Consider the following 19,512-nt stretch of genomic DNA (forward strand, 5'->3'; position numbering starts at 1 on the left):
GCCTACCCTCCCCCGCCCGATGCCGCGCCGGATACCGATGCAACGACCCGCCCGCCTTCTGCATCTTCCACAAGGCTGGCCGAAAAACCATGTTTCTGCACAATCGCCTTCACCAACCCCAGACCCAACCCATACCCGGTAATACCGGAATGCTCGGCACCTTGCGCGAAACGCTCGAACGCGTGCTCGGTAAAGCCTTGCGACAAGGCCCCGGCATTGGAAATTTTCAGGTCGAACCGTTTCGCATCCCCGGTCAGCTCGACCCGGATTTCGCTGTTTGCGGCAGCGTATTTTACGGCGTTGGACAAGAGGTTCGACAGCATGAGTTCCAGAAGATGCGAGTTGCCGGTGACACGTAGCGACTTGTCTATGTGCTGAACCAGACTTCGCCCGTTTGCCTGCAGGTCTTCTTCGAAATCGTAAACAAGGTCTTCCAGCAGATCCCCCAACCGGACGTCAGGTTCCAGCCGGATATCCGCATCGGCCTGAAGCCGGAACAATTGCATGATGGATTGCAGGCGGGCGTCAGCGGCATCTATTCCCATGTCGATACGCTGTGCGTGCATCTGCCTATCCTGCGCGTTTTGTGCATTCAGCAGCTTCCGCATGCCGCTGCGAATATTCTGAAGCGGTGTCCGCAACTCATGCGCCAGATGGGCGGACAGGGCACGCAAATCTGCGAACAGCCCGTCAATCTTGGGCAGCGCTTCGTTCAACTGGCGCCCCAGCTCGCGCAATTCCGGCGCGGGCGTTTCATCTTCAAACCGAATGCCGGTCTCGCCCGAAGAATACCGCTCAAGCAACCGGTTCACCCGTTGCAGACTGCGTCGGTACCGTTGCCAATGGGCGATCTGCAACAGGATCATCAAACCGCACACGACAAGTGAGACACCGGCAATGGCAAGCGCCAGCCAACGTGCGCGTTGGGTTTCGAAACTGGGCGATTCAATTCCAAAGACAAGCGCCACATCCCCAACGGGCAGCGCCCAGTCCTGTGAGGCCGCTGCAACATCAACCGATCTGGTTTCAAAGTCGGCCCCATCCAGCGACGCATGTCCCTGCCCGTGCTCAAGGGCGCTGGCTGCGCCCGGTGTTGTTTCCAGCAGAACGCGCCTGCGATCTCCGCTGATCTGCCAGATCGCCAGTTCCAGCCGGTCGGTGCCCGGCAGAACTATGTTGCGTGACCGATCGAACGCGGTGGCCAGCCCACTGACGCCACTGTCTTCGAGAATACGCAGCATCTGCGCTTCGACGCTTTTTAGGGTCTGCCGGTCCGCCCTGTCTGCCGCCGAGAATACGGATAGACAGAATATTGCCGCCAATGTCAGGAAAACACCAAGCGCCGCGTAAAACAGCCCTTGTCCCGTTACCATGCGGGACAGTTTCGGGTTTTCTCCGATCAGGTGGATCACTGATCCGGGCTTTCGTCAGCGGGAATGCGCAGCAATGCCTCGGACCGGAAAACGTAGGCATCCCCATCGGTTTCCAGGAATTCCGGGTACGTTTCGCCGCGCGAATCCAGGGCGGACTTGAAATCGCGCACCAGCCGGTGCCGGGCCGCCGTCACCGGGTTCGAGCCGACATCCATGAACGTCTTTTGCCAAACGTCCAGATAGATCATCCGCTTGGGGATCGGCAGGCCGTCGCGCTCGGCCAGGTAGATCAGCATTTCACATTCTTTCGGCCGCAGTTCGACACGCGCGCCGCGCCACCGGACGATCCTGTCCTTGCGGCTGATCTCAAGCGGGCCAAACACCATCGTTTCTTCCGAGACCAAGGGACGCAAAAGCACCTGAACGCGTGCGCGCAACTCGCCCTCGTGAACCGGCTTGCAGATGTAGTCATCTGCCCGCGCGGTCTCGAGCCCGCGGATACGTTCTTCGATGGAATCCAGTGCGGTGAACAACAGGGCCGGAATTCGGATGCCGAGGTCACGCAAACGCGAGATGAAGGTCAGCCCGTCCCCATCCGGCAGGCCGCGGTCCACGACCAGCGCGTCAACCGGTCCAGCTTCGAACCTGTTCTGCGCATCCTTCAGGGTGCGTACACGCATGGCGTCCATACCGGCCTCGCGCAGGACATCCACCGCCCAGTCTCCGATTTCCTCTTCATCTTCCACAATCAGTACGCGCGGAGGCTGCGCCTGATGCCGAAGCGCCTGCACCCGTGTCAGGAACTCATCATCCGCCCCGGTGGCCGACATGACGTCGTCCGCGCCAAGCGCAATCAGCTCGTCCCGGCGATTGCGAAAACTGACCCCGTGGGACAGAGAAAAAAGAACCAGAACCCGTGCCGCGTTCTGTGCAACCTGTGTCAGACGCTCATTCGCCTGGTCATCCGTCAGGGTTTCAACGTCCAGAACAGTGACTGTCGCACCCTCGTCGCCGATGATCAGCTTTTGCGCATCCAGAATGGCAATGCGTGAAGCTTTCTTTTCCGGAACACCGTCCAAATATGAAACATCTACAGTATTCATGATGTACTATCCGTTTTCTCCGATTGGGGACGATATGATTTGAACTGTCAATTCCCTAGGCTGCCTGCAGGTTTCCAACCAACGGCAGAGGCTCAACAATCGTTGCTTCGGCCAACAGTTGCGCTGCTTCAAATAGCCTTTCCTTCCCCGAAAAATCCGCGATTTTACGCATGTTACGCAGTTCACCGGGCTCAAGTTTAAAACCAAGCGCATCGAAGGTGTCGCGGGTCAGGCTCATGTCGTAATGGGTGTGCTGCAATCCCGAACCTAACATGTCTGCCATATCGCGCATCAGCTCCCGAGACAGCGCCTCGCCATCCTTGATCAGGCCGAAGAGGCCACGGAAGGCCCTGAAGACTGACACTTTGTCTGTCAGGGAATTGCCCGAATAAACAGGGCGCGAACTGCCCGTACCCAATGAGGTCAATGCAATGCGCTGCACACCACGAGCCCGGGTCAGACGGGTCAGCAGGTAAGACGGATCATTGAACAGGCTAAAGCCGCCATCCACCAGACGGGTCTCGCCCACGCCGCGCAATGTCATGGACACCGGCGAGAACAGACCCGGGGCTGCAGTGCTTGCGCGCAAGAGGTCGGACAGAGGCAGTTTTTCGCATCGGATTTCGGCGGACAATACACGGTCCACACCGTAGTCAATCGTTGTAAACGCGATCGAATTCCCGCGCTGCAGGTCTTTGGCCAGCAATGTCAGGTCGCATTCCAGATCGTTGCGGTCCAGCAGCCGCCCCTGCGTGCGCTGTTCGAAGAAGCTGTGCAGCAGATCGCCGTCGAAGATGTCCTGCAAGAGCGGTACAGCCCGCTTGCGCCGTTTGAAACCGCGCGGCACATCCTGCAAATAAAAATCCGCGATATCCCGAGCGGAAAGGCCCAGAGCGATGCCGGCGGCAATCACTGCCCCCGTCGAGGATCCGGACACGGAATCGAAGCTGTCGGACAGGCGATAATGGGGGCCATATTTCTCTTTCCCCAGGGCCTCGATACGCAGCAACATGGCGGCCGGGATAACGCCCAGCAAACCGCCTCCGGAAACGGACAACAGTGAACTTTCGGTAACTGGTCCTGCTGTGTTTTCAAAGTCAAACATCTCGAATTCTCCGGACGATTTTACCATTGCCTAAAATGGTAGGCTCTGCGGTTAGAAGTTTGAAATGACAGCTTTTGTAAGCGTGGCTGTGTGACAAGTTCTGTAACTGGTCAAATTCTGAGATTTGCGTTGACCATGAGTTATGAGTCACGTTTACTTATCTTCAATTTGTAGGGGGCTATTTTTCTTTTGTTTCGGGCTGTGTTGGCATTTTTGACGACTGGTGTGTTGATCGCGATTGTTGCCTGGTCTGCCGCCGCGCTTGTTCCTGCATGCGGCGCAAATGATCGGGTCGCAGGAACCTGGCTGGATTGGTGCCCGGTTAACAAGGCCGAGCAGGCTGAACAGAGGCTGGCGGCACTCGAACGACAAAATCAGGAACTGGTCGATCGCATTTTGCGGCACGAACGCGAGCTTGCATTGTTGCAGTGCGAACCCAAGGCCCCGCAACAGGCCGCGCTGCCCGATTTGGCCCCGATACCCGACAAGATCGACCCTCAGGACTGGGACAATCAGCGTATCGGATTGCTGGAAGGGTGCTGGGAACTGGATTCCCGGTTTGTGACCACCAACAGACGGACCGGCGTGAAGACTGATTACAACCAGTGGACCATGTGTTTCGACGCCAGTGGCAATGGGCGCGAAGAAATGCGCGCCGATAACGGCAACAGCTGCGCCGGACCGGTGACCGGCGCGTTCGCAGCTGATGGATCGCTGATTATCGACGAACCCGGCAACCTGCAATGCAGCGACGGCGGATACATCTACCGCCTGAACAGCAGCTGTAAACTGAATGAATCCGGCACGGCCAGCTGTGTCGTGACGCAACCAGAAGTCGGCAGTTCGACAACCGTCGAATTCCGCCGACCCGCAAGGGGCAACTGATGGCTGAACACTTTCTGACTAAGACGCAAATCGAACTGGGCCAGTGCCTTGAGGCTGGAGACGAGCTTGCGATTGAGGCCTATCCGGCTCTGCTGGACGCGCTCACCGCGCATGGGGGTGAGGAAACGGCGCACCTATTTGCCGAACCGCTGCTCAGCCGGGGAAACGATCAGGTGGCTCCGTCGGTGTCGTGGTATACCGACATCAAGGGAAATGCGACGCCGTTCAATCGTCTGGATGACGCCGCGCAGAACGCGCTGGGGCAGGAGCTGACCCGCAGGCTGGCGCCACTTCAGGCCGCCTTGGGCAACGAGCAGACCGGAAGCCTGATTGGCAGCGCCCTTCATATCCCTGACATGAACGATGTCTGGTCCGTGGACGGAACACCGGTCATCATCAACTGGGGCATGTTGCCCGCCGGAGCCAGCCGCGAGACCGAGACCCGCGCGAAACACTATGCGCAAACTCTGGGGCGTTTTCTTCCCCTGCCTTCTGCACCGCCTTTGTCGTCAGGCGAAGCGCAGGAAATGGCCGCGCAGAAACAGGCTGTTGCCCCAGCAACTCCTGCGCCAGACGCGGCGGCAGCGGCAGCCACGGCGGCTCCTGTCGCAGCAGCAGCCGCAACGGCCGATCCAACACCGCCGCCTCCGCCTTCTCAGGCATCGGCAACACCGCAGCGGGTGCCGCTTTGGGCCTGGCTGCCGTTACTGTTGCTGCTTCTGCTGGCCAGCGGCGTCCTGATCTGGCTGCTGATCCCCGGAAATCGCATTTTCCCGGACCTTGCCAAAGACCGCGCGGTCACTGACGAGGCTGCACTTGCGGCGGTTCTTAGCACCAACAAGTCGCTGGAACAGCGTCTGGCAGACCTGCAGTTTGCGCTGGATGGCGCGGTTTGCGAAGCGGATGGCACCTTGCTGATGCCCAACGGTCGCACGATCGAAGGGTTGCTGCCGCCCGATCCGAATGACCGCGCCGACATACCCGGCGCAGTGCGCCCCGCTGACAGAACCTCTATTCTTCCCCCCAATCCGGAGCGCGTGAAAATTCAGGATTCCGATAACCCCAAGGACACCAAATCGCTGCTTGCCTATATCGAGGAGCGGACAGCCATGGTCCTCGCCCCGTCCCCGGAAGGGTTGGGCAGCGGGACAGGTTTCTTTGTGGGCCCGGACCTTCTGGTCACCAATCACCACGTTATCGCATCTCCGGGTGCGACGATTTATGTAACCAACAATGCGCTGGGTTCACTGAGAGAAGCGCAGGTTCTCAAGACATTTGGCCCGTTCCAGTCCACGGGTGGCGATTTTGCGCTGCTGCGTGTTCAAGGCGCACAACAGCCTTCGTTCAACGTGCTGGATTCCGCGGAATCGCTGCGCCTGCAATCCGTTATAGCCGCAGGCTACCCGGGTGATCTGCTGCAAAGTGACGCGAATTTCCAACAACTCCGGTCCGGTGACAGAACCGCCGTTCCGGAATTGGCAGTCACAGACGGCACTGTATCGGCCGAACAGACACTGCCACCGCAAACCAAAGTGGTTGTGCATTCAGCGCCGATTTCCAAGGGTAATTCGGGCGGTCCGCTGGTTGATATGTGCGGCCGGTTGGTTGGCGTGAATACCTTTGTCAAAGTCGGCCCGATGCGCAGCCTGAATTTCGCGCTGTCTACCGGCGACCTGATGCGTTTTCTTGCCGACACAGGCGCGCTTCCCGCCGTTGTGACACAAACCTGCGCCCCGCAGGTTCAGCGCCCGCTGCCGCCGGAAACCGCACAGGCGTCGGGGGCGGCACCTGAAAGCCCCGCCCCGGAAACCAACGCGCTTCCGAAACTGCCGGCGCTGACGCCCAAATCCGAGTGAGCCGCAACGATGTTTGAAGCTTTCCTCGCAAATACGTCGACGCAAGGGCTTTCCCCACTGGGAACGGCACCGCAGCGGTCATTCGAACTGATTTCGGGCACAGTTCGGGACAAATTGGGCGAACGTCACGCCGCCCTGTTTGCCGAACCGGTGGCGACCCAGTACGGGGATCGGTTCGACTGGTATGCCGTGACGGGCGGCAAACCCAACAGGCTGGACACATTCGAAGAGGAGGAGCGCGCCGCCATCGACGCGGACCTTCAGGGCCTGTTGTCGGACATCCGCGAATTGGGCCAATCCCTGCTGGACAGCAACGACCCAGACCAGCAGCGGCTTGGCGAAGCCCTGTCCAACGCAACACGTTATCCCGATGACGATTGCGTCTACGTGCTGACGGATGGCGAAACACGTCAGCCCGTGCTGTTGAACTGGGCTTGGGTCTCGGACAATCAGGCTGCAGTTGCAGGCGACCTGAGTGGCAAGGAGGGGGCTGCAAGAGCACAGAAGAAAGCCACGGAAAAGGCGGCAGCGGTTGCTGCGGCCACTGCTGCAGCGGCACCGGCATCCGCCGGAGAAGCGCAGGCCACGGCGGCTGATCGTGGTCCGTTAAACCTGTGGTGGCTGATGTGGTTTGGCTGGCTGCTGCTGATGCTGATGATCGCAGCCATCCTGTATCTGATGGTCGAAGCCTGCGCCCTGCGCATTCCGGGTTTGCCCAGTTACTGCCCGCCGCCGGGTGTGGAGGCATCCGAAGAAGAACGCAGAACACTTTGGCTGCGCGACCGGATCGCCAGCCTCGAGAAAGACATCGGCATTGCCGACCGCGCCTGTCAGCCTGACAAGGCAACAGCGCCGATCCCCGACCCGAAAGACCGGGCGCAACTGGTTCCGGATATCGACAGCGAAAGACTGGCTGAACGCGGTGCACGCGAAGGAAAACTGACGATTTCGTTGCTGTGGGACTCGGTTGCGGACTTACATATGGATGTGCGGTGCCCGGGCAATCAGATCATCAATTACGACAACCGCGCGGCTTGCGGTGGCAACCTGGATATCGGCGGTAATCACGACATTCGTACGGCCGTGCCCAACGCAATCGAAAGCATGTATTTCGACGCCCCGGCCAATGGACCGTACAATATCGCAGTCTCGTTGTTTGACCCCCACGGCCAAAGCACCACGCAATCCTTCCGATTGCGTATCAAGGACGGGGTCGAGACCAAAATATTCAATGGTTCCGTCACAAGCGGCCAACCCGCATGGACCAAACAATACGAAGTTGGAAAGGGAAACTGATGCTCAGGGATCGGAAACCACAAATTCGCAAACTCGCGAATTTGCGCGAAGAAATCACTCTGATTCCGTTTTCGGGAATTCAAATGCTGGATTTCGGCTTTGACATTTCCAAGCTCGAAATGCGCCCTCTGCGATATATTGAAAGGGTCACGGGCGAGCAGGATGGTGAGAACATTCTGACCCTGTTCCCGCTGTCCGGCGATGACACGCGCGACGCCGAAATCCTGGACGCGCGGCGAGACGATGACGACGAATATTCGGTTCGGCCAACTGCGGCGCTGGACCCGTTTCTGGACAAATGGGTGCCGGTGCCTTTCCTGCGCCAGAAAAGCCAGCGCGGCCATGCCGGTGAATTGCAGTTCGACCCCGGCCCGTCCAGCTGGGCGCGTATGCGAACCGTCGAACTGGCCGAACCGGACGCCGAAACCGGGCATACCCACAGGATCCAGATCGCGCTGGACACCACGTTGGTGGATCATCAGCAGGACATGAATTACATCGCGCCTGAGAAATCGGATGCCGAAAAGGCCCGCGATTTCAAACTGGTGACCGAACCCAACGACATGAGATGGTTCCTGCGCCGTCCCGAAACGGACGAAGACGGCAACATGCTGGATCATCAGCGCTGGGTGTCGGAGTGGCTTAAGGAGCTATTCATCAACTTCAAGCGCGCTGAACGGCCCGGACGCCGCTTCGCGGAAGAGGACCTGCCGCACCGGTTCGAACATTGGGCACGATACCTGGCTTATCTGCAGGTCGTACAGAATACCGCGAACCCGCCGACCGTCCGTTTTGCCAATACCGTCAGCGAGCGGGATGCTGTTACACCGGTGAATGTCGATCTGGTTCTGGACGTCGGCAACAGCCGGACCTGCGGCATTCTGATCGAGCAGTTTCCGGGTGAAACACGTGTCGATCTGGCGCGGTCCTTCCCGCTGGAAATCCGCGATCTCAGCAAACCGGAATTCTACTACAGCGGTCTGTTCCCCAGCCGGGTCGAGTTTTCCGATGTCCGGTTCGGCGATGATCGCTATGCCAGTCGTTCGGGGCGGCGCAACGCGTTCCTGTGGCCCAGCTTTGTGCGCATCGGCCCCGAAGCGGTGCGGCTGGTTCAGGGCGAGGAAGGGACGGAAACCCTGTCCGGTCTCTCGTCACCGAAACGATACCTATGGGACAGCGCCGCCGTGCAGCAGGACTGGCGGTTCCACAATCACATGGACCCAAACAACCTGCCCAAGGCGGTGCGATCTGCCATGCGCCACCTCAATGAGGCGGGCGATGTGATGAAGCAGGTCCGGTACGAGGAAGAACAACGCCTGCGCCGCCGGGGCGAAACACCCAGCACTCCGGCCATCCGGCCACGCTTCTCGCGCAGTTCGCTGTTCGGGTTCATGATGGGCGAGATCATTGCGCACGCGCTGATCCAGATCAACGATCCCGCCGGGCGATCCCGCCGGGCGCAATCGGATCTGCCACGCCGTCTGAACCGCATCATCCTGAGCCTGCCAACCGCCACGCCGATCAAGGAACAGGCTATCATCCGGTCGCGCACGCAAGGCGCGCTTGGCCTGATCTGGCAGCAATTGGGTTTGGACAGTGCTCAGAAGCCCTATTCGACCAAGCCCGAGGTGATGGTGGACTGGGACGAAGCGTCGTGTACCCAGCTTGTTTACCTTTACAGCGAGCTGACACAGAAATTCGACGGGCGCATCGATACGTTCATCAACCTCAAGGGCAAGCCCCGCATGTCTCCATCGGGGGCCGAGGAACCGTCGTTGAGGCTGGCCAGCATTGATGTGGGTGGTGGCACAACCGACCTGATGATCACCACTTACCGGAACGAAGCCAACCGGGTTCTGCACCCCGAGCAGACATTCCGCGAAGGGTTCCGCATCGCGGGTGATGACCTGGTTCACCGAGTGGTCAGCGCCATCATTATTCCACGCATTCAAGAATCCATCGAAGCCGCAGGCGGCGTCTACGTGGCCGAGAAGCTGCGCGAGCTGTTCGGCGGCGACATCGGCGGACAGGATCAGCAGGCCGTTCAGCGACGCCGGCAATTCTCGCTGCGCGTGCTTGTGCCCCTGGCCGAGGCAACTCTGGCCCACTGCGAAACCTCGGAAGAGTTCGACCGGTTCGACCTGCCCGTGGCGCGCATTCTGGGTATGCCCGAGCCGGTTGATCCCGAAGATCGGCCTGACGGTGAAGAAGAGGTAGCGGAAGCACCAACAACCGAGCCGACACCCGATGCGAATGGCGGCCGCGAGGTCGGCTCTGACATCCTGTCATATGTCGAAGACGCGGCGGCGGCCCTTGGTGCACGCGACTGGAAGCTGGCCGATCTGGTCCTGACCAGCTCGCGCGAAGATGTGGACGCGATCAGCCGCGAGGTGTTCCAGCGCGTTCTGGGCAACATGTGCGAGGTGATCGACCATCTGGGCGTTGACGTCGTGCTGCTGACCGGACGGCCCTCGCGCCTGCCGGCCATCCGCTCGATCGTCGAGGAAATGCTGGTTGTGTCACCGCACCGGCTGATCTCGATGCACCAGTACAAGACCGGGCGCTGGTACCCGTTCCGGGATCCGGTTTCGCAAAAGATCGGCGATCCGAAATCGACCGTTGCGGTCGGCGGTATGCTGATTGCGCTGTCGGAAAACCGTATCCCGAATTTCAAGGTCACGACCGGCGCGTTCCAGATGCGCTCGACCGCGCGGTTTGTCGGTGAGATGGACATCAACGGCCAGATCCCGGACGAACGCATCCTGTTCTCGGATGTCGATCTGGACACGGATGGGTCCAGCAATGACACCGCGACCGTGAACCTCTATTCGCCAGTCTACATCGGATCACGGCAGTTGCCGTTGGACCGCTGGACAACCACGCCGCTGTTCCGGCTGGATTTTGCGGATACCGGCAACCAGTCGCGCCCGCTGCCGATCCGGGTCGAACTGCGCAAGACGGACTTTGACGACAGCGATGGGGAAACCAGCGAAGACAAGCTGCGCCGGGAATCCATGCGCGAGGCCTTCGAGATCGATCAGGTCGAAGACGGCGAAGGCGGCGCGATGAAATCAAGTGATGTCATACTGCGCCTGCACACCCTTGGGTTCGAAGATGAATACTGGATCGACACTGGCGTGTTCCAGGTCTGAACCGGTTTGAAGATGTGAGACGATGATATGAGCCAACAAGACGCCCTTACCAACCGCTGCACCGATGTCGCCCGCCTGTCCCGCGCCGCGCTGGAATGGATCAATGATCCCGAGAACGCGCAGACCGTCGAGGGCCGCGTCGCCCATCTGCCCAAGGTTCTGCGCAAAGCTGCAAGGCGGGCCGAACGACTGGGGCGCGCTTCGCAAACCAAGATGAGCGTCAGTGTTTTCGGTCCCTCGCAGGCCGGCAAGTCCTTTCTGGTCTCGGTTCTGGCCCGCCCGAACGAGGGGCGTCTGGTGGCCGATTTCAACGGCCCGGGCGGCAAGCTTGACTATATCAGCCAGGTGAATCCGGCAGGCGACGGCGAGTCCACCGGGCTGGTGACGCGGTTCACCATGACCAAGGCCCCGACGCCGGACGGGTATCCGATCCAGCTCAACCTGCTGACGGAAGCCGACATCGCGCGCACGCTGATCAACAGCTTCTACGAGGATGGCGACCTGTCCGAAGAGCCGCCGACACCGGAATCGCTGGGGGCTCATTTTTCGACTCATTCGGGCAAGGCGCAGCCAGCACCCACCGGCGGGATCGACTATGAAGAAGTCTACGAGATTGCCGATTACGTCCAGAAATGGGTCAGCAAATCGTCATACGCCTTCAATCTGGGCGGGTTCTGGGACGAAGCGGCCGAACTGGCACCGCGCCTGACACCCGAAGACCGGGGTCAGTTCCTGTCAATTCTGTGGGGCGGGTACGAGCCGCTGACCAACCTGTACATCAAACTGTCTAAAGCGCTGACGACGATCAACCATGCCGAGGTGATCTACGCCTCGCTGGATTCGCTGCAGCCGCGCGAGACCTCAATCATCGACGTCAACACCCTGTCGGGTTTGTTTGGACCGGAGGGCGAGGATATGCTGAATATCCAGACCGCCGCCGGGCAAAACGGTCAGCTGAACCGGGCGGTGACAACCGCGCTGGCGGCGGAACTGGTCTTTCCGATGGAAGAACAGCCATCACCCCTGTTTGCCGAAACCGATCTGCTGGACTTTCCCGGGGCCCGCAACCGGTTTGAGGCACCGCTGTCAGTCACCCTTCGCAATCCCGAAGAAGCCGTGACCAACATGCTGTTGCGCGGCAAGGTGGCCTATCTGTTCGACCGCTACGTTTCGAACCAGGAAATCACCTCGATGCTGCTGTGTGTGCCTGACAGCAACATGGAAACGCTCAGCTTGCCGGGACTGGTCGAGCAGTGGATCGAGCTGACCCACGGCGCGACCCCGGATGAACGGGCAAAGAACGACTGTATTCTGTTCTTCGTGATGACCAAGTTCGACAAACACCTGATCGACAGCGCCTCGGGCGCCGAGGATTACGAGCGGTTCGAGCGGCGCATGGATGCGTCCTTGCTGAAAGGGTTCGGCAAGGTGCCAACGTCTTGGGTTCACAAATGGGCCGGGACCGAACCGTTCACCAACTGCTACTGGTTGCGAAACCCCTATTATCCGATCGAAGCGCTGATCAAATACGAGGATGAGCGCGAGGTCGAGATCATCCCCGACAAGGTCAACCGCCTGGCCGAACTCAAGGCGGGCTGCCTTCAGGCGGAACCGGTGCAAAAGCACTTCAAGGATCCCGAACGGGCATGGGAAGCGGCCCTGGGCCTGAACGATGGTGGCGTCAGCTATCTGATCGAAGAACTGACGAAAGTCTGCAAACCCGAAAGCAAACTGCGCCAGATCAGCAATCAGATCGAAGCGGTCGCCGCCAATCTGCATCAGGAACTGGCCCAGTTCTACATCTCCGATGACGTCGAAAAACGGATCGAGGAAAAGAGACTGGCCGCCGCCGGTATCATCGACAGTCTTGAACTGACCTTGTCCAACCACCGGTTCGGTGCCTTCCTGAATGCGTTGTCGGTGGATCAGGATGCGGTGCAGGACCGGATTTCGCGGGTGCCTTCGTCAATCCGCATCACGAACGCGGTTGCAAACGAAGCGCACAAACCTGCCGCAGTAACGCCGGCGGCCGCGACCAGCGCAGCAAGCCCGGCGCGCCCCGGCGCACCGTTACGTCCCGGCGCACCGGCCAGACCATCGGCCCCGACCTCGCAGGCCAATGCAGCACCGCCTGAAACGCCCGAGGCCGAGGATGACAAGCCAAAGACAAAGTCAATCCGCACCATGACACCCGAAACCTTTCAGGCAGATACCGCGATTTCCGTCTGGGTCGAGGGCCTTAACCGGTTCCGTGAGGATGAAGAACGGCTGGCCATCTTCCAACTGACGCCGGAAAAAGCCGGCGATCTGGTGAATGAAATGGTGCACGGTTTCTCGCGCACCAATGTCCAGAGCGGCATTATGGAACTGCTGCGAAGCATTTCTTACAGCCTGACCGTCGACAAGCAGGCGCCGTCTGCCGCCATTGTCTGCTCGGAACGAATTAATAATTTTGTCACTACGCTTGGCGCCCGCGACATGTTTAATGGACAGGGTCTGGACATTGATCTTGGCGAAGGAGCAAGCAGGAAAGCGTTCGAAAAACACAAGGGCGCAGATACTGCCGAAAGCCTGCCGGAAGTGCCGCGCGCAGCCGCGACAGATACCTGGACGGATTGGGTATTCGCATTGGACGCGCTGTTTGTAGAAAACGCCAAGGACGGTGATGCCGGCACGGTAAATATTGAACAGAACATCAAACTGGGCGGCGTCCTCAACGAGCTGACAGTCAACGCGGAGCAACCCTCGTGATCGAGATCAAACCAGATCCCAAACATCCTCGCGGTGGCTTTGCCGAAATCACCATATCCGGTGCGACCGCCGATGATGATCCGGTCAGCGTTGCGGTGTTCAACAGCTATCAGCAGAAATGGCTGGGCGCGGATGGCTGGCAGCCGAACCGAGCGAGTATCCCGGCGCGCACCGCCGAACAGGGCGGCGACTCGCTGCGACTGGTCGTCGGACCCGAGGTTGTAAACCACATCGAAGAAGATACACCCGTTCGGATCGAAGTGGGCGGCGGCAGTTGGGACACCTATTGGCCTGACGATATCAATGCAGGCCCGGACGAGGCCGTCATTGGTGGCATCGGCGGCACCGGCACGGCACCCGAAGTCAAGGCACCAACCGTAATGGTGGCGCAACCGCAGACAGACGATGCCGAAAGTGGTGTCGACGTGGGCGATGATGGGGACGCAAAGTCACCTGAAAGCAATCTGGAAGGCAAGGGCAGCGTCGCCCCGTCAGGTACGTCAGAGGAAGAATCCGAAGGAAAATCCAGCAAGTCCGGATTGATTATCGGCGGGGTCGTGGTGGCAGCGGTCCTTGCCGCGCTTGCCTATCTGTTCCTGATGCCGGGCACCACGCCGGAAGATGACCCGGTCGAAGTGACTGAGCCGGAACCCGCGCCCGAACCTGAACCGGACCCGGTACAGAATGCCTGCGCCATGTCTCAGTTTGCCGAACTTTCGTCGCAAGGTTTCGACGCGGTGGCAGGCAAAATGCGCGAATGCGGTGGCAGTTTGTCGGCCGATGACGCACTGGGTCTTGTCGAAAAAGCGGCCCTTGCCGGAGATGCCCAGGCGCTTGCCATGTTCGGCTCAATTTACGACAGCGGCGTCACGGATGACGTTATCGAAGGTCAGATCGGCCTGACATTCCCTGATAAGCCGTCCCTGGCGGCGGAGTATTACGACAGGGCCGTCAAGGCCGGCTCCCAGGAAGCAGCGGATCGCCTGGCAGCGGTCTGTACACGTTTGCGGATCAAGTCCGATTCCCTGTCGAAAAGCGCGTTTGAAGATTATTGCCAGTGACCCAGAGGACCCTGAAAACCATGCACCCTGCCCTGATACTCCGGTTCGTTGCCGTCTTTGCATTGCTCTGGGCGTTTGGGGCGGCTGGTGCGGAGGCACAGCAACGCAAACCCCTGCTGCTTGAAGGGACCCAAACAATCTATGAACGGGTCCTGACCCGCCCCGGTACCACACTTCACCCGTCGGCAAACGGCCCTGCGCAATCGACCTATCCGGCCTTTCAGCCGCTTTATGTCTTTGCACGGCAAGACGGTTGGCTTGAAGTTGGCCCAAGCCCGAATATCGCGCCCGAAGGCTGGGTGCAGGAGCCCGGTACCGTACCCTGGAAGCAGAACATTGTCGGTGCCTTTACCAACTCCGCCGGTCGCAGCCGTCAACTGCTGTTCGATACGCAGCAAAACTTGGATTGGCTGATGAACCACGAAGCGCTGCGCGATGTGCAGGAGCGTCTGGTCGCCGAAGCCTCGGCCGGTGTTGTTGACGGTCAGAATGGTGTCGTCTCGGTCGAACCACAGGAATTCGTCAATATCCGCGACGAACTGTATCTGATGCCGATCCTCGATTTCACCGAAGCGTTGCATCCGCTGACCTATGACGAGGTCCTGCTGATGCAGGTGGCCTCGGTCCCGAAACAAGAGGATACGGCTGGCGCACAGGAACTGCAGGGCGATCCGGCGGCCTTTGATGTGGGCATCGTCTTTGTTCTGGACACGACACAGTCGATGGAACCTTACATCGCGGCCACACAGCGCGTTCTGCAGAACACAGTGCGTCAGATTGAGGGCACAGAAATCGGCAAGCTGGTCAATTTCGGAGTGATCGGATTTCGCGACAACACCGAAGCTGTACCAGAGCTGGAATACCGCACCAAAACTCTGATGGATGTGGAACGGCGTCAGGATCAGAGCCCGGTTCTGTCTGCGATTGGCGAGGCAACCTATGTGGCCCGCGCCAATTCACCCGGTTTCAACGAAGACAGCCTTGCTGGCGTCGAGGATGCGATTGATACGATTGATTGGGAATTGTCCAAAGGTGACGGCGACAAGATCGATGCGCGCTATGTCATTCTGGTGACCGACGCTGGGCCGAAGGACCCGCGGGATCCGAACGCGCGGTCCGAGATCGGAACCGTCGAACTGCAGAAAGACGCCGAAGGCCGCAATATCGTCGTCATGACGCTGCACCTCAAAACCCCCAACGGGCAGGGCAATCACGCTTATGCCGCCGCCAAATACCGTGAGCTTTCGCGCTTTGCCGGACGGGAGTACTATTTCCCCATCGAAGGCGGCTCGGAACAGGCATTCGAAGGCGTCGTCACCCGGCTGGTGACCGCACTGACCGACCATGTCCGTATCGTCCGGGGCGAAAAAACAGTGCTCAACCCGGAAGAGGCTGGCGAAGGCCTGGTCGAACTGGGCCGCGCCATGCAACTGGCCTGGCTGGGCGAACAGAAAGGCACGCAAGCCCCTGACGTGATCAAGGGCTGGCTGTCCAATCGCGCTGTCGAAGCACCCGACCGGCTTGCCATCGAACCGCGCCTGCTGGTGACCAAGAACGAGATGGCCAGCATGGCCGAGTTTCTGGACAATCTGGTTCGCTTTGGCGAAACCGCGCAAAGCTCGGAACAGTCGCTTGATTTCTTCTCGCAGGTTCGGGGCCTGATCGCGGATATGGCGCAGAACCCGGACCTGCTGGTCAACGCAAACGCCGACACGCTGGGCGGCGCGATGGAGTTTCTGGACCGTCTGCCCTATCAAAGCCAGGTTCTGGGCATGAGCGAGCAACGCTGGGCCGAAAGCGCCATGTTCCGCCGCAGCGTGATCGATGGCATGCGCCAGAAACTGACCCAATATCGGAAGTGGCTGTTTGACAGCACCGTCTGGACTGCACTTTACGAGGGCGCGCCTGACGGCGAGCATGTCTTTGCCATGCCCTTTGACGTGTTGCCCTGACCCGTGTCGGCTCAGCTGCTTCTTGAAGGTGTCTCGGTCAGCCTGAGCGATCAGGAACGTCGGTTTACGCTGGATGTTCCGGGTCTAAGCCTGACCTCGGGAGAAGCGATAGGCCTGACCGGCCCCAGCGGCACGGGCAAGACCCTGTTGCTTGAGACACTCGGGTTGCTGCGGCGTCCATCAACGGCGAAGAAATTTCTGATCGGAGTTGGTGAGGATGGGCTGGATTTTGGCGGCATCTGGAACAATCCCAGCATGTCGCCCGCGGAAATTCGCGGGACGATGTTTGGGTTCGTTCCACAAAGCGGCGGCCTTTTGCCGTTTCTGACCGTGGCTGACAATGTTGCGCTGTCGCAAAAGATTGTCGGTATGGATGATCCGGGATGGTGCAGCGAGTTGCTGCAAAGATTGGGCATCTCGGAAATTTCCGCGCTCTATCCCGGCGCGTTGTCTATCGGTCAGCGTCAGCGTGTTGCCATCTGCCGTGCGCTGGCGCATCGCCCTGCCTTTGTGATCGCGGACGAACCCACCGCAGCGCTGGACCCCGGAGCGGCCTCGACCGCGATGGGGTTGCTGATCGATATGGCCATTTCGGGCGGGGCCGGTGTAATCATCTCGTCCCATGATCTGGACCTTCTGGACCAGTTTTCGCTCCGCCGGATCGCCCTTGGATTGGTGGATCCGGCGAACCAGTCCAACGTCATCAGCCAACTACACGGCCAGACCGGAGTGGCGACAGCGGGGGACGCGGCATGAGATTGATGATCGAGCTGGCCCTGCGCGACCTGTTGCGCCAACGCGTACATTTGATCTGCAATGTCGCAATTCTTGCCGGGGTCCTGGTGCCGCTCATGGTGATCTTCGGCGTCAAGAACGGGGTTTATGACGCACTGATCGGGCGGCTGTTGAACGACCCGGCGACCTTGCGGATCGAAACCACCGGAAACAGCGCGTTTGTTGAAAGCGACGTAGCCGAGGTGGCGGGCTGGGAACAGACGGCCTTTGCCACGGCCAAAACCCGATCGATCTTTGATTTCGTCAATGTCCGAAAGGAAGGGGCCGTCGCCAAGCGGGACGCTGTTCTGGTTCCGTCGGGCACAGGTGACCCGACCTTGCCAAAGGGCCTTGAGCTGGGCGCAGACCAGGTGGTCCTCAGCGCCAGTCTGGCGCGCCAGCTCGAGTTCACTGTGGGCGACACTGTGCAGATTTTCACGCAGGCTACAGAACGAAAACGGCAATTGATGCTGCCGCTGGAACTTGTCGTGATCCTTCCGGATTCCGCGCTGTCCGGCCGGTCCGTTCTGGCCAATATCGAGGTGCTGGATCTGGTCGAAGCCTTTTATGACGAATACGCCCTGCCCGAGCATGGAATAACCGAAGGGCGCGACATCGCTGCACGCAAGCCCGAATTCGAAGGAATGCGCGTCTTTGCCCGCGACATCACCGAACTGGCGGCCCTGCAATCAAGGCTGGAACAGCGGTTTGGCGTGCAGACCGAAGCCCGCACGGCCGAGGTCAGCGGCGTCCTCAGCCTGGGACGCAATCTGAATCTGGCACTGCTGCTGACAGCCGGGGTTGCCAGTCTGGGTCTGGCCGCCGCGCTGGTCTTCGGGTTCTGGGGTGAGGTCGCGCGCAAGCGTCAGACCCTCGCCTCGTTGGCCTTGTTGGGGATCGGTCCCCGCAAGCTGTGGATGTTCCCCGTCGTTCAGGCATTTGTCAGCGGATTGATCGGCTTGCTGGTCAGTTTCGCACTGTTCTGGATCGCGGGCAATCTGGCCGAGCGTTTGTTTGACAGCGGTCTGACCGCAGAAAACGGTCTTGTCGTTCTGGGGTTGCTTCAAAGCCTGGTCATCATCGTTCTGACACTGGTGTTTGTGATGGCCGCCGCCTTTTTTGCGGCTCACAGTGCTGCGCGTGTGGACCCCGCTGAAGTGCTGCGCGAAGGGGCGACCTGATCAACTGCCGCTTTTGTGTGTAGGCAGGTTGTCGAAAATCTCTTCGTCGCTGTCGATCGGGATACGGTTGTCGCCGGGGTAATAGCTGGCCGAGATATAAGGCCGCTTGCGCCCGCCACCGGGTTTGTCAGCTGTTTCGACAAGCGAATACAGCACGATCTGCTGCCCGCTAAAGTCCTGAAACGTGCCGACCGGGGCCTCACCCTGATTGGGCACGGATTCCCAATGCCGCAGCAAATCCAGCGCCTTCACGGACTCGCGCCCACCGATCAGCGTTGTGCCGATGAAGTCGCCGTCCGTTGACGGGTTGGTGGTCCCCTTGAAGCGCGCGCCTGGCACCAGTGCGCCCAGCGCCGCGTTGGCGTTGACCTGCCAGATATTATGGTCCGTCCCGATCAGAACGCCGCCGCCCCGCTCGGCCAGCGCCGACAGCTGATTGATCAGAATGGCCCCGCTTGATCCGTTCCGGCCCGGAAACTTCGTGGTCGGGTTATGATTGATGTTCCGGATCGCGAAAGACCCGTCCAGCATCAGCGTTCGGCGCCCTGCCCCGTAAAACTGCTGCAGGGCCTGCACATCTTCAGCATTCATCCGTTTGCGTTGATTAGCTGTGTCCAGGATCAGAATATCGTATTGCCCGCCCCGCAAAGCCGCCGCCAGGCCACCACCCTGCAGGTTCCGTTCGTATGTGACATTGAAAACCTTGCCTTCGCGATACTGATCGAGGAACTGGGCCATTTGCTGACGGTGCCGCGATACAACCTCGGGGCTGTAATCGGGCATCGCGTTGAACCACAATACGCTGCGGGTTTTGTTGTGCCCCTGATGCTGGGCGTGGGCCGGTGTGCCGGCAAAAAGAAACAAGACAAACCAAATTCGAAATAGACGGCTCAGAACAGTCACGACCCAACTCCACCAATACAGGTTTCAGTTTATCCGACTTCCCCGCCCCGCAAAATAACGAAAACTGTCATTCTGCTCAGGCAAGGGGCGGATTGACCAACGGACTAATATCCGCAACTC

General features: G+C 59.7%; 13 protein-coding genes. 9 read left to right on the forward strand and 4 right to left on the reverse strand.

The features are described 5' to 3' along the window. Positions 1-2: 2 nt before the first annotated feature. Genes ACR0MI_RS13920 through ACR0MI_RS13930 form a run of 3 tightly spaced genes read right to left on the reverse strand, consistent with a single transcriptional unit; the run spans position 3 to position 3,581 of the window. Positions 3-1,412, reverse strand: a complete 1,410-nt coding sequence (locus ACR0MI_RS13920; RefSeq protein ID WP_170817204.1) for a sensor histidine kinase — start codon at positions 1,410-1,412, stop codon at positions 3-5. After that, positions 1,409-2,476 (reverse strand): response regulator transcription factor, encoded by a 1,068-nt coding sequence (locus ACR0MI_RS13925; RefSeq protein ID WP_170615836.1) that lies wholly within the window; start codon positions 2,474-2,476, stop codon positions 1,409-1,411. The genes ACR0MI_RS13920 and ACR0MI_RS13925 overlap by 4 nt, the downstream gene beginning before the upstream one ends. Positions 2,477-2,531: 55 nt before the next feature. Beyond that, on the reverse strand, positions 2,532-3,581 hold the full coding sequence (locus ACR0MI_RS13930; protein WP_170615834.1) for a patatin-like phospholipase family protein: 1,050 nt from the start codon (positions 3,579-3,581) through the stop codon (positions 2,532-2,534). A 228-nt stretch (positions 3,582-3,809) separates the two neighbouring features. Between ACR0MI_RS13930 and ACR0MI_RS13935 the strand changes: the two genes are divergently transcribed. The 9 genes from ACR0MI_RS13935 to ACR0MI_RS13975 are packed head-to-tail and all read left to right on the forward strand — an operon-like array spanning position 3,810 to position 18,489. Beyond that, positions 3,810-4,466, forward strand: coding sequence for a hypothetical protein (locus tag ACR0MI_RS13935; protein ID WP_170619717.1), 657 nt, complete (start codon positions 3,810-3,812; stop codon positions 4,464-4,466). Next, positions 4,466-6,322 (forward strand): S1 family peptidase, encoded by a 1,857-nt coding sequence (locus ACR0MI_RS13940; RefSeq protein ID WP_170615831.1) that lies wholly within the window; start codon positions 4,466-4,468, stop codon positions 6,320-6,322. The genes ACR0MI_RS13935 and ACR0MI_RS13940 overlap by 1 nt, the downstream gene beginning before the upstream one ends. A 9-nt stretch (positions 6,323-6,331) precedes the next feature. After that, on the forward strand, positions 6,332-7,618 hold the full coding sequence (locus tag ACR0MI_RS13945; RefSeq protein ID WP_170615830.1) for a hypothetical protein: 1,287 nt from the start codon (positions 6,332-6,334) through the stop codon (positions 7,616-7,618). Next, positions 7,618-10,770, forward strand: coding sequence for a virulence factor SrfB (locus ACR0MI_RS13950; RefSeq protein ID WP_170615828.1), 3,153 nt, complete (start codon positions 7,618-7,620; stop codon positions 10,768-10,770). Before ACR0MI_RS13945 ends, ACR0MI_RS13950 begins: the two co-directional genes overlap by 1 nt. A gap of 27 nt (positions 10,771-10,797) precedes the next feature. Beyond that, entirely contained in the window at positions 10,798-13,521 is a 2,724-nt protein-coding gene (locus ACR0MI_RS13955; RefSeq protein ID WP_170817203.1) for a virulence factor SrfC family protein, read from the forward strand. Beyond that, positions 13,518-14,582 (forward strand): SEL1-like repeat protein, encoded by a 1,065-nt coding sequence (locus ACR0MI_RS13960; protein ID WP_170615824.1) that lies wholly within the window; start codon positions 13,518-13,520, stop codon positions 14,580-14,582. The genes ACR0MI_RS13955 and ACR0MI_RS13960 overlap by 4 nt, the downstream gene beginning before the upstream one ends. Beyond that, on the forward strand, positions 14,579-16,534 hold the full coding sequence (locus tag ACR0MI_RS13965; protein WP_480491343.1) for a vWA domain-containing protein: 1,956 nt from the start codon (positions 14,579-14,581) through the stop codon (positions 16,532-16,534). The genes ACR0MI_RS13960 and ACR0MI_RS13965 overlap by 4 nt, the downstream gene beginning before the upstream one ends. Positions 16,535-16,537: 3 nt before the next feature. After that, the gene (locus ACR0MI_RS13970; RefSeq protein ID WP_170615822.1) at positions 16,538-17,290 is read left to right on the forward strand and encodes an ATP-binding cassette domain-containing protein; all 753 of its coding nucleotides are present in this window, start codon (positions 16,538-16,540) and stop codon (positions 17,288-17,290) included. Further along, positions 17,287-18,489 (forward strand): ABC transporter permease, encoded by a 1,203-nt coding sequence (locus ACR0MI_RS13975; RefSeq protein WP_170615820.1) that lies wholly within the window; start codon positions 17,287-17,289, stop codon positions 18,487-18,489. Before ACR0MI_RS13970 ends, ACR0MI_RS13975 begins: the two co-directional genes overlap by 4 nt. Here the strand turns inward: ACR0MI_RS13975 and ACR0MI_RS13980 are convergent, their stop codons facing one another. Next, on the reverse strand, positions 18,490-19,392 hold the full coding sequence (locus tag ACR0MI_RS13980) for a hypothetical protein (protein WP_170615818.1): 903 nt from the start codon (positions 19,390-19,392) through the stop codon (positions 18,490-18,492). Positions 19,393-19,512: the final 120 nt, after the last annotated feature.

It is taken from the genome of Ruegeria sp. D4 (genome assembly GCF_056534475.1).

Bases quoted from the DNA above. Each gene is read 5' to 3' on its own strand.
- ACR0MI_RS13955 (WP_170817203.1), top strand. From the start codon at position 10,798: ATGAGCCAACAAGACGCCCTTACCAACCGCTGCACCGATGTCGCCCGC.
- ACR0MI_RS13930 (WP_170615834.1), bottom strand. From the start codon at position 3,581: ATGTTTGACTTTGAAAACACAGCAGGACCAGTTACCGAAAGTTCACTG.
- ACR0MI_RS13925 (WP_170615836.1), bottom strand. From the start codon at position 2,476: ATGAATACTGTAGATGTTTCATATTTGGACGGTGTTCCGGAAAAGAAA.
- ACR0MI_RS13940 (WP_170615831.1), top strand. From the start codon at position 4,466: ATGGCTGAACACTTTCTGACTAAGACGCAAATCGAACTGGGCCAGTGC.
- ACR0MI_RS13945 (WP_170615830.1), top strand. From the start codon at position 6,332: ATGTTTGAAGCTTTCCTCGCAAATACGTCGACGCAAGGGCTTTCCCCA.
- ACR0MI_RS13950 (WP_170615828.1), top strand. From the start codon at position 7,618: ATGCTCAGGGATCGGAAACCACAAATTCGCAAACTCGCGAATTTGCGC.
- ACR0MI_RS13975 (WP_170615820.1), top strand. From the start codon at position 17,287: ATGAGATTGATGATCGAGCTGGCCCTGCGCGACCTGTTGCGCCAACGC.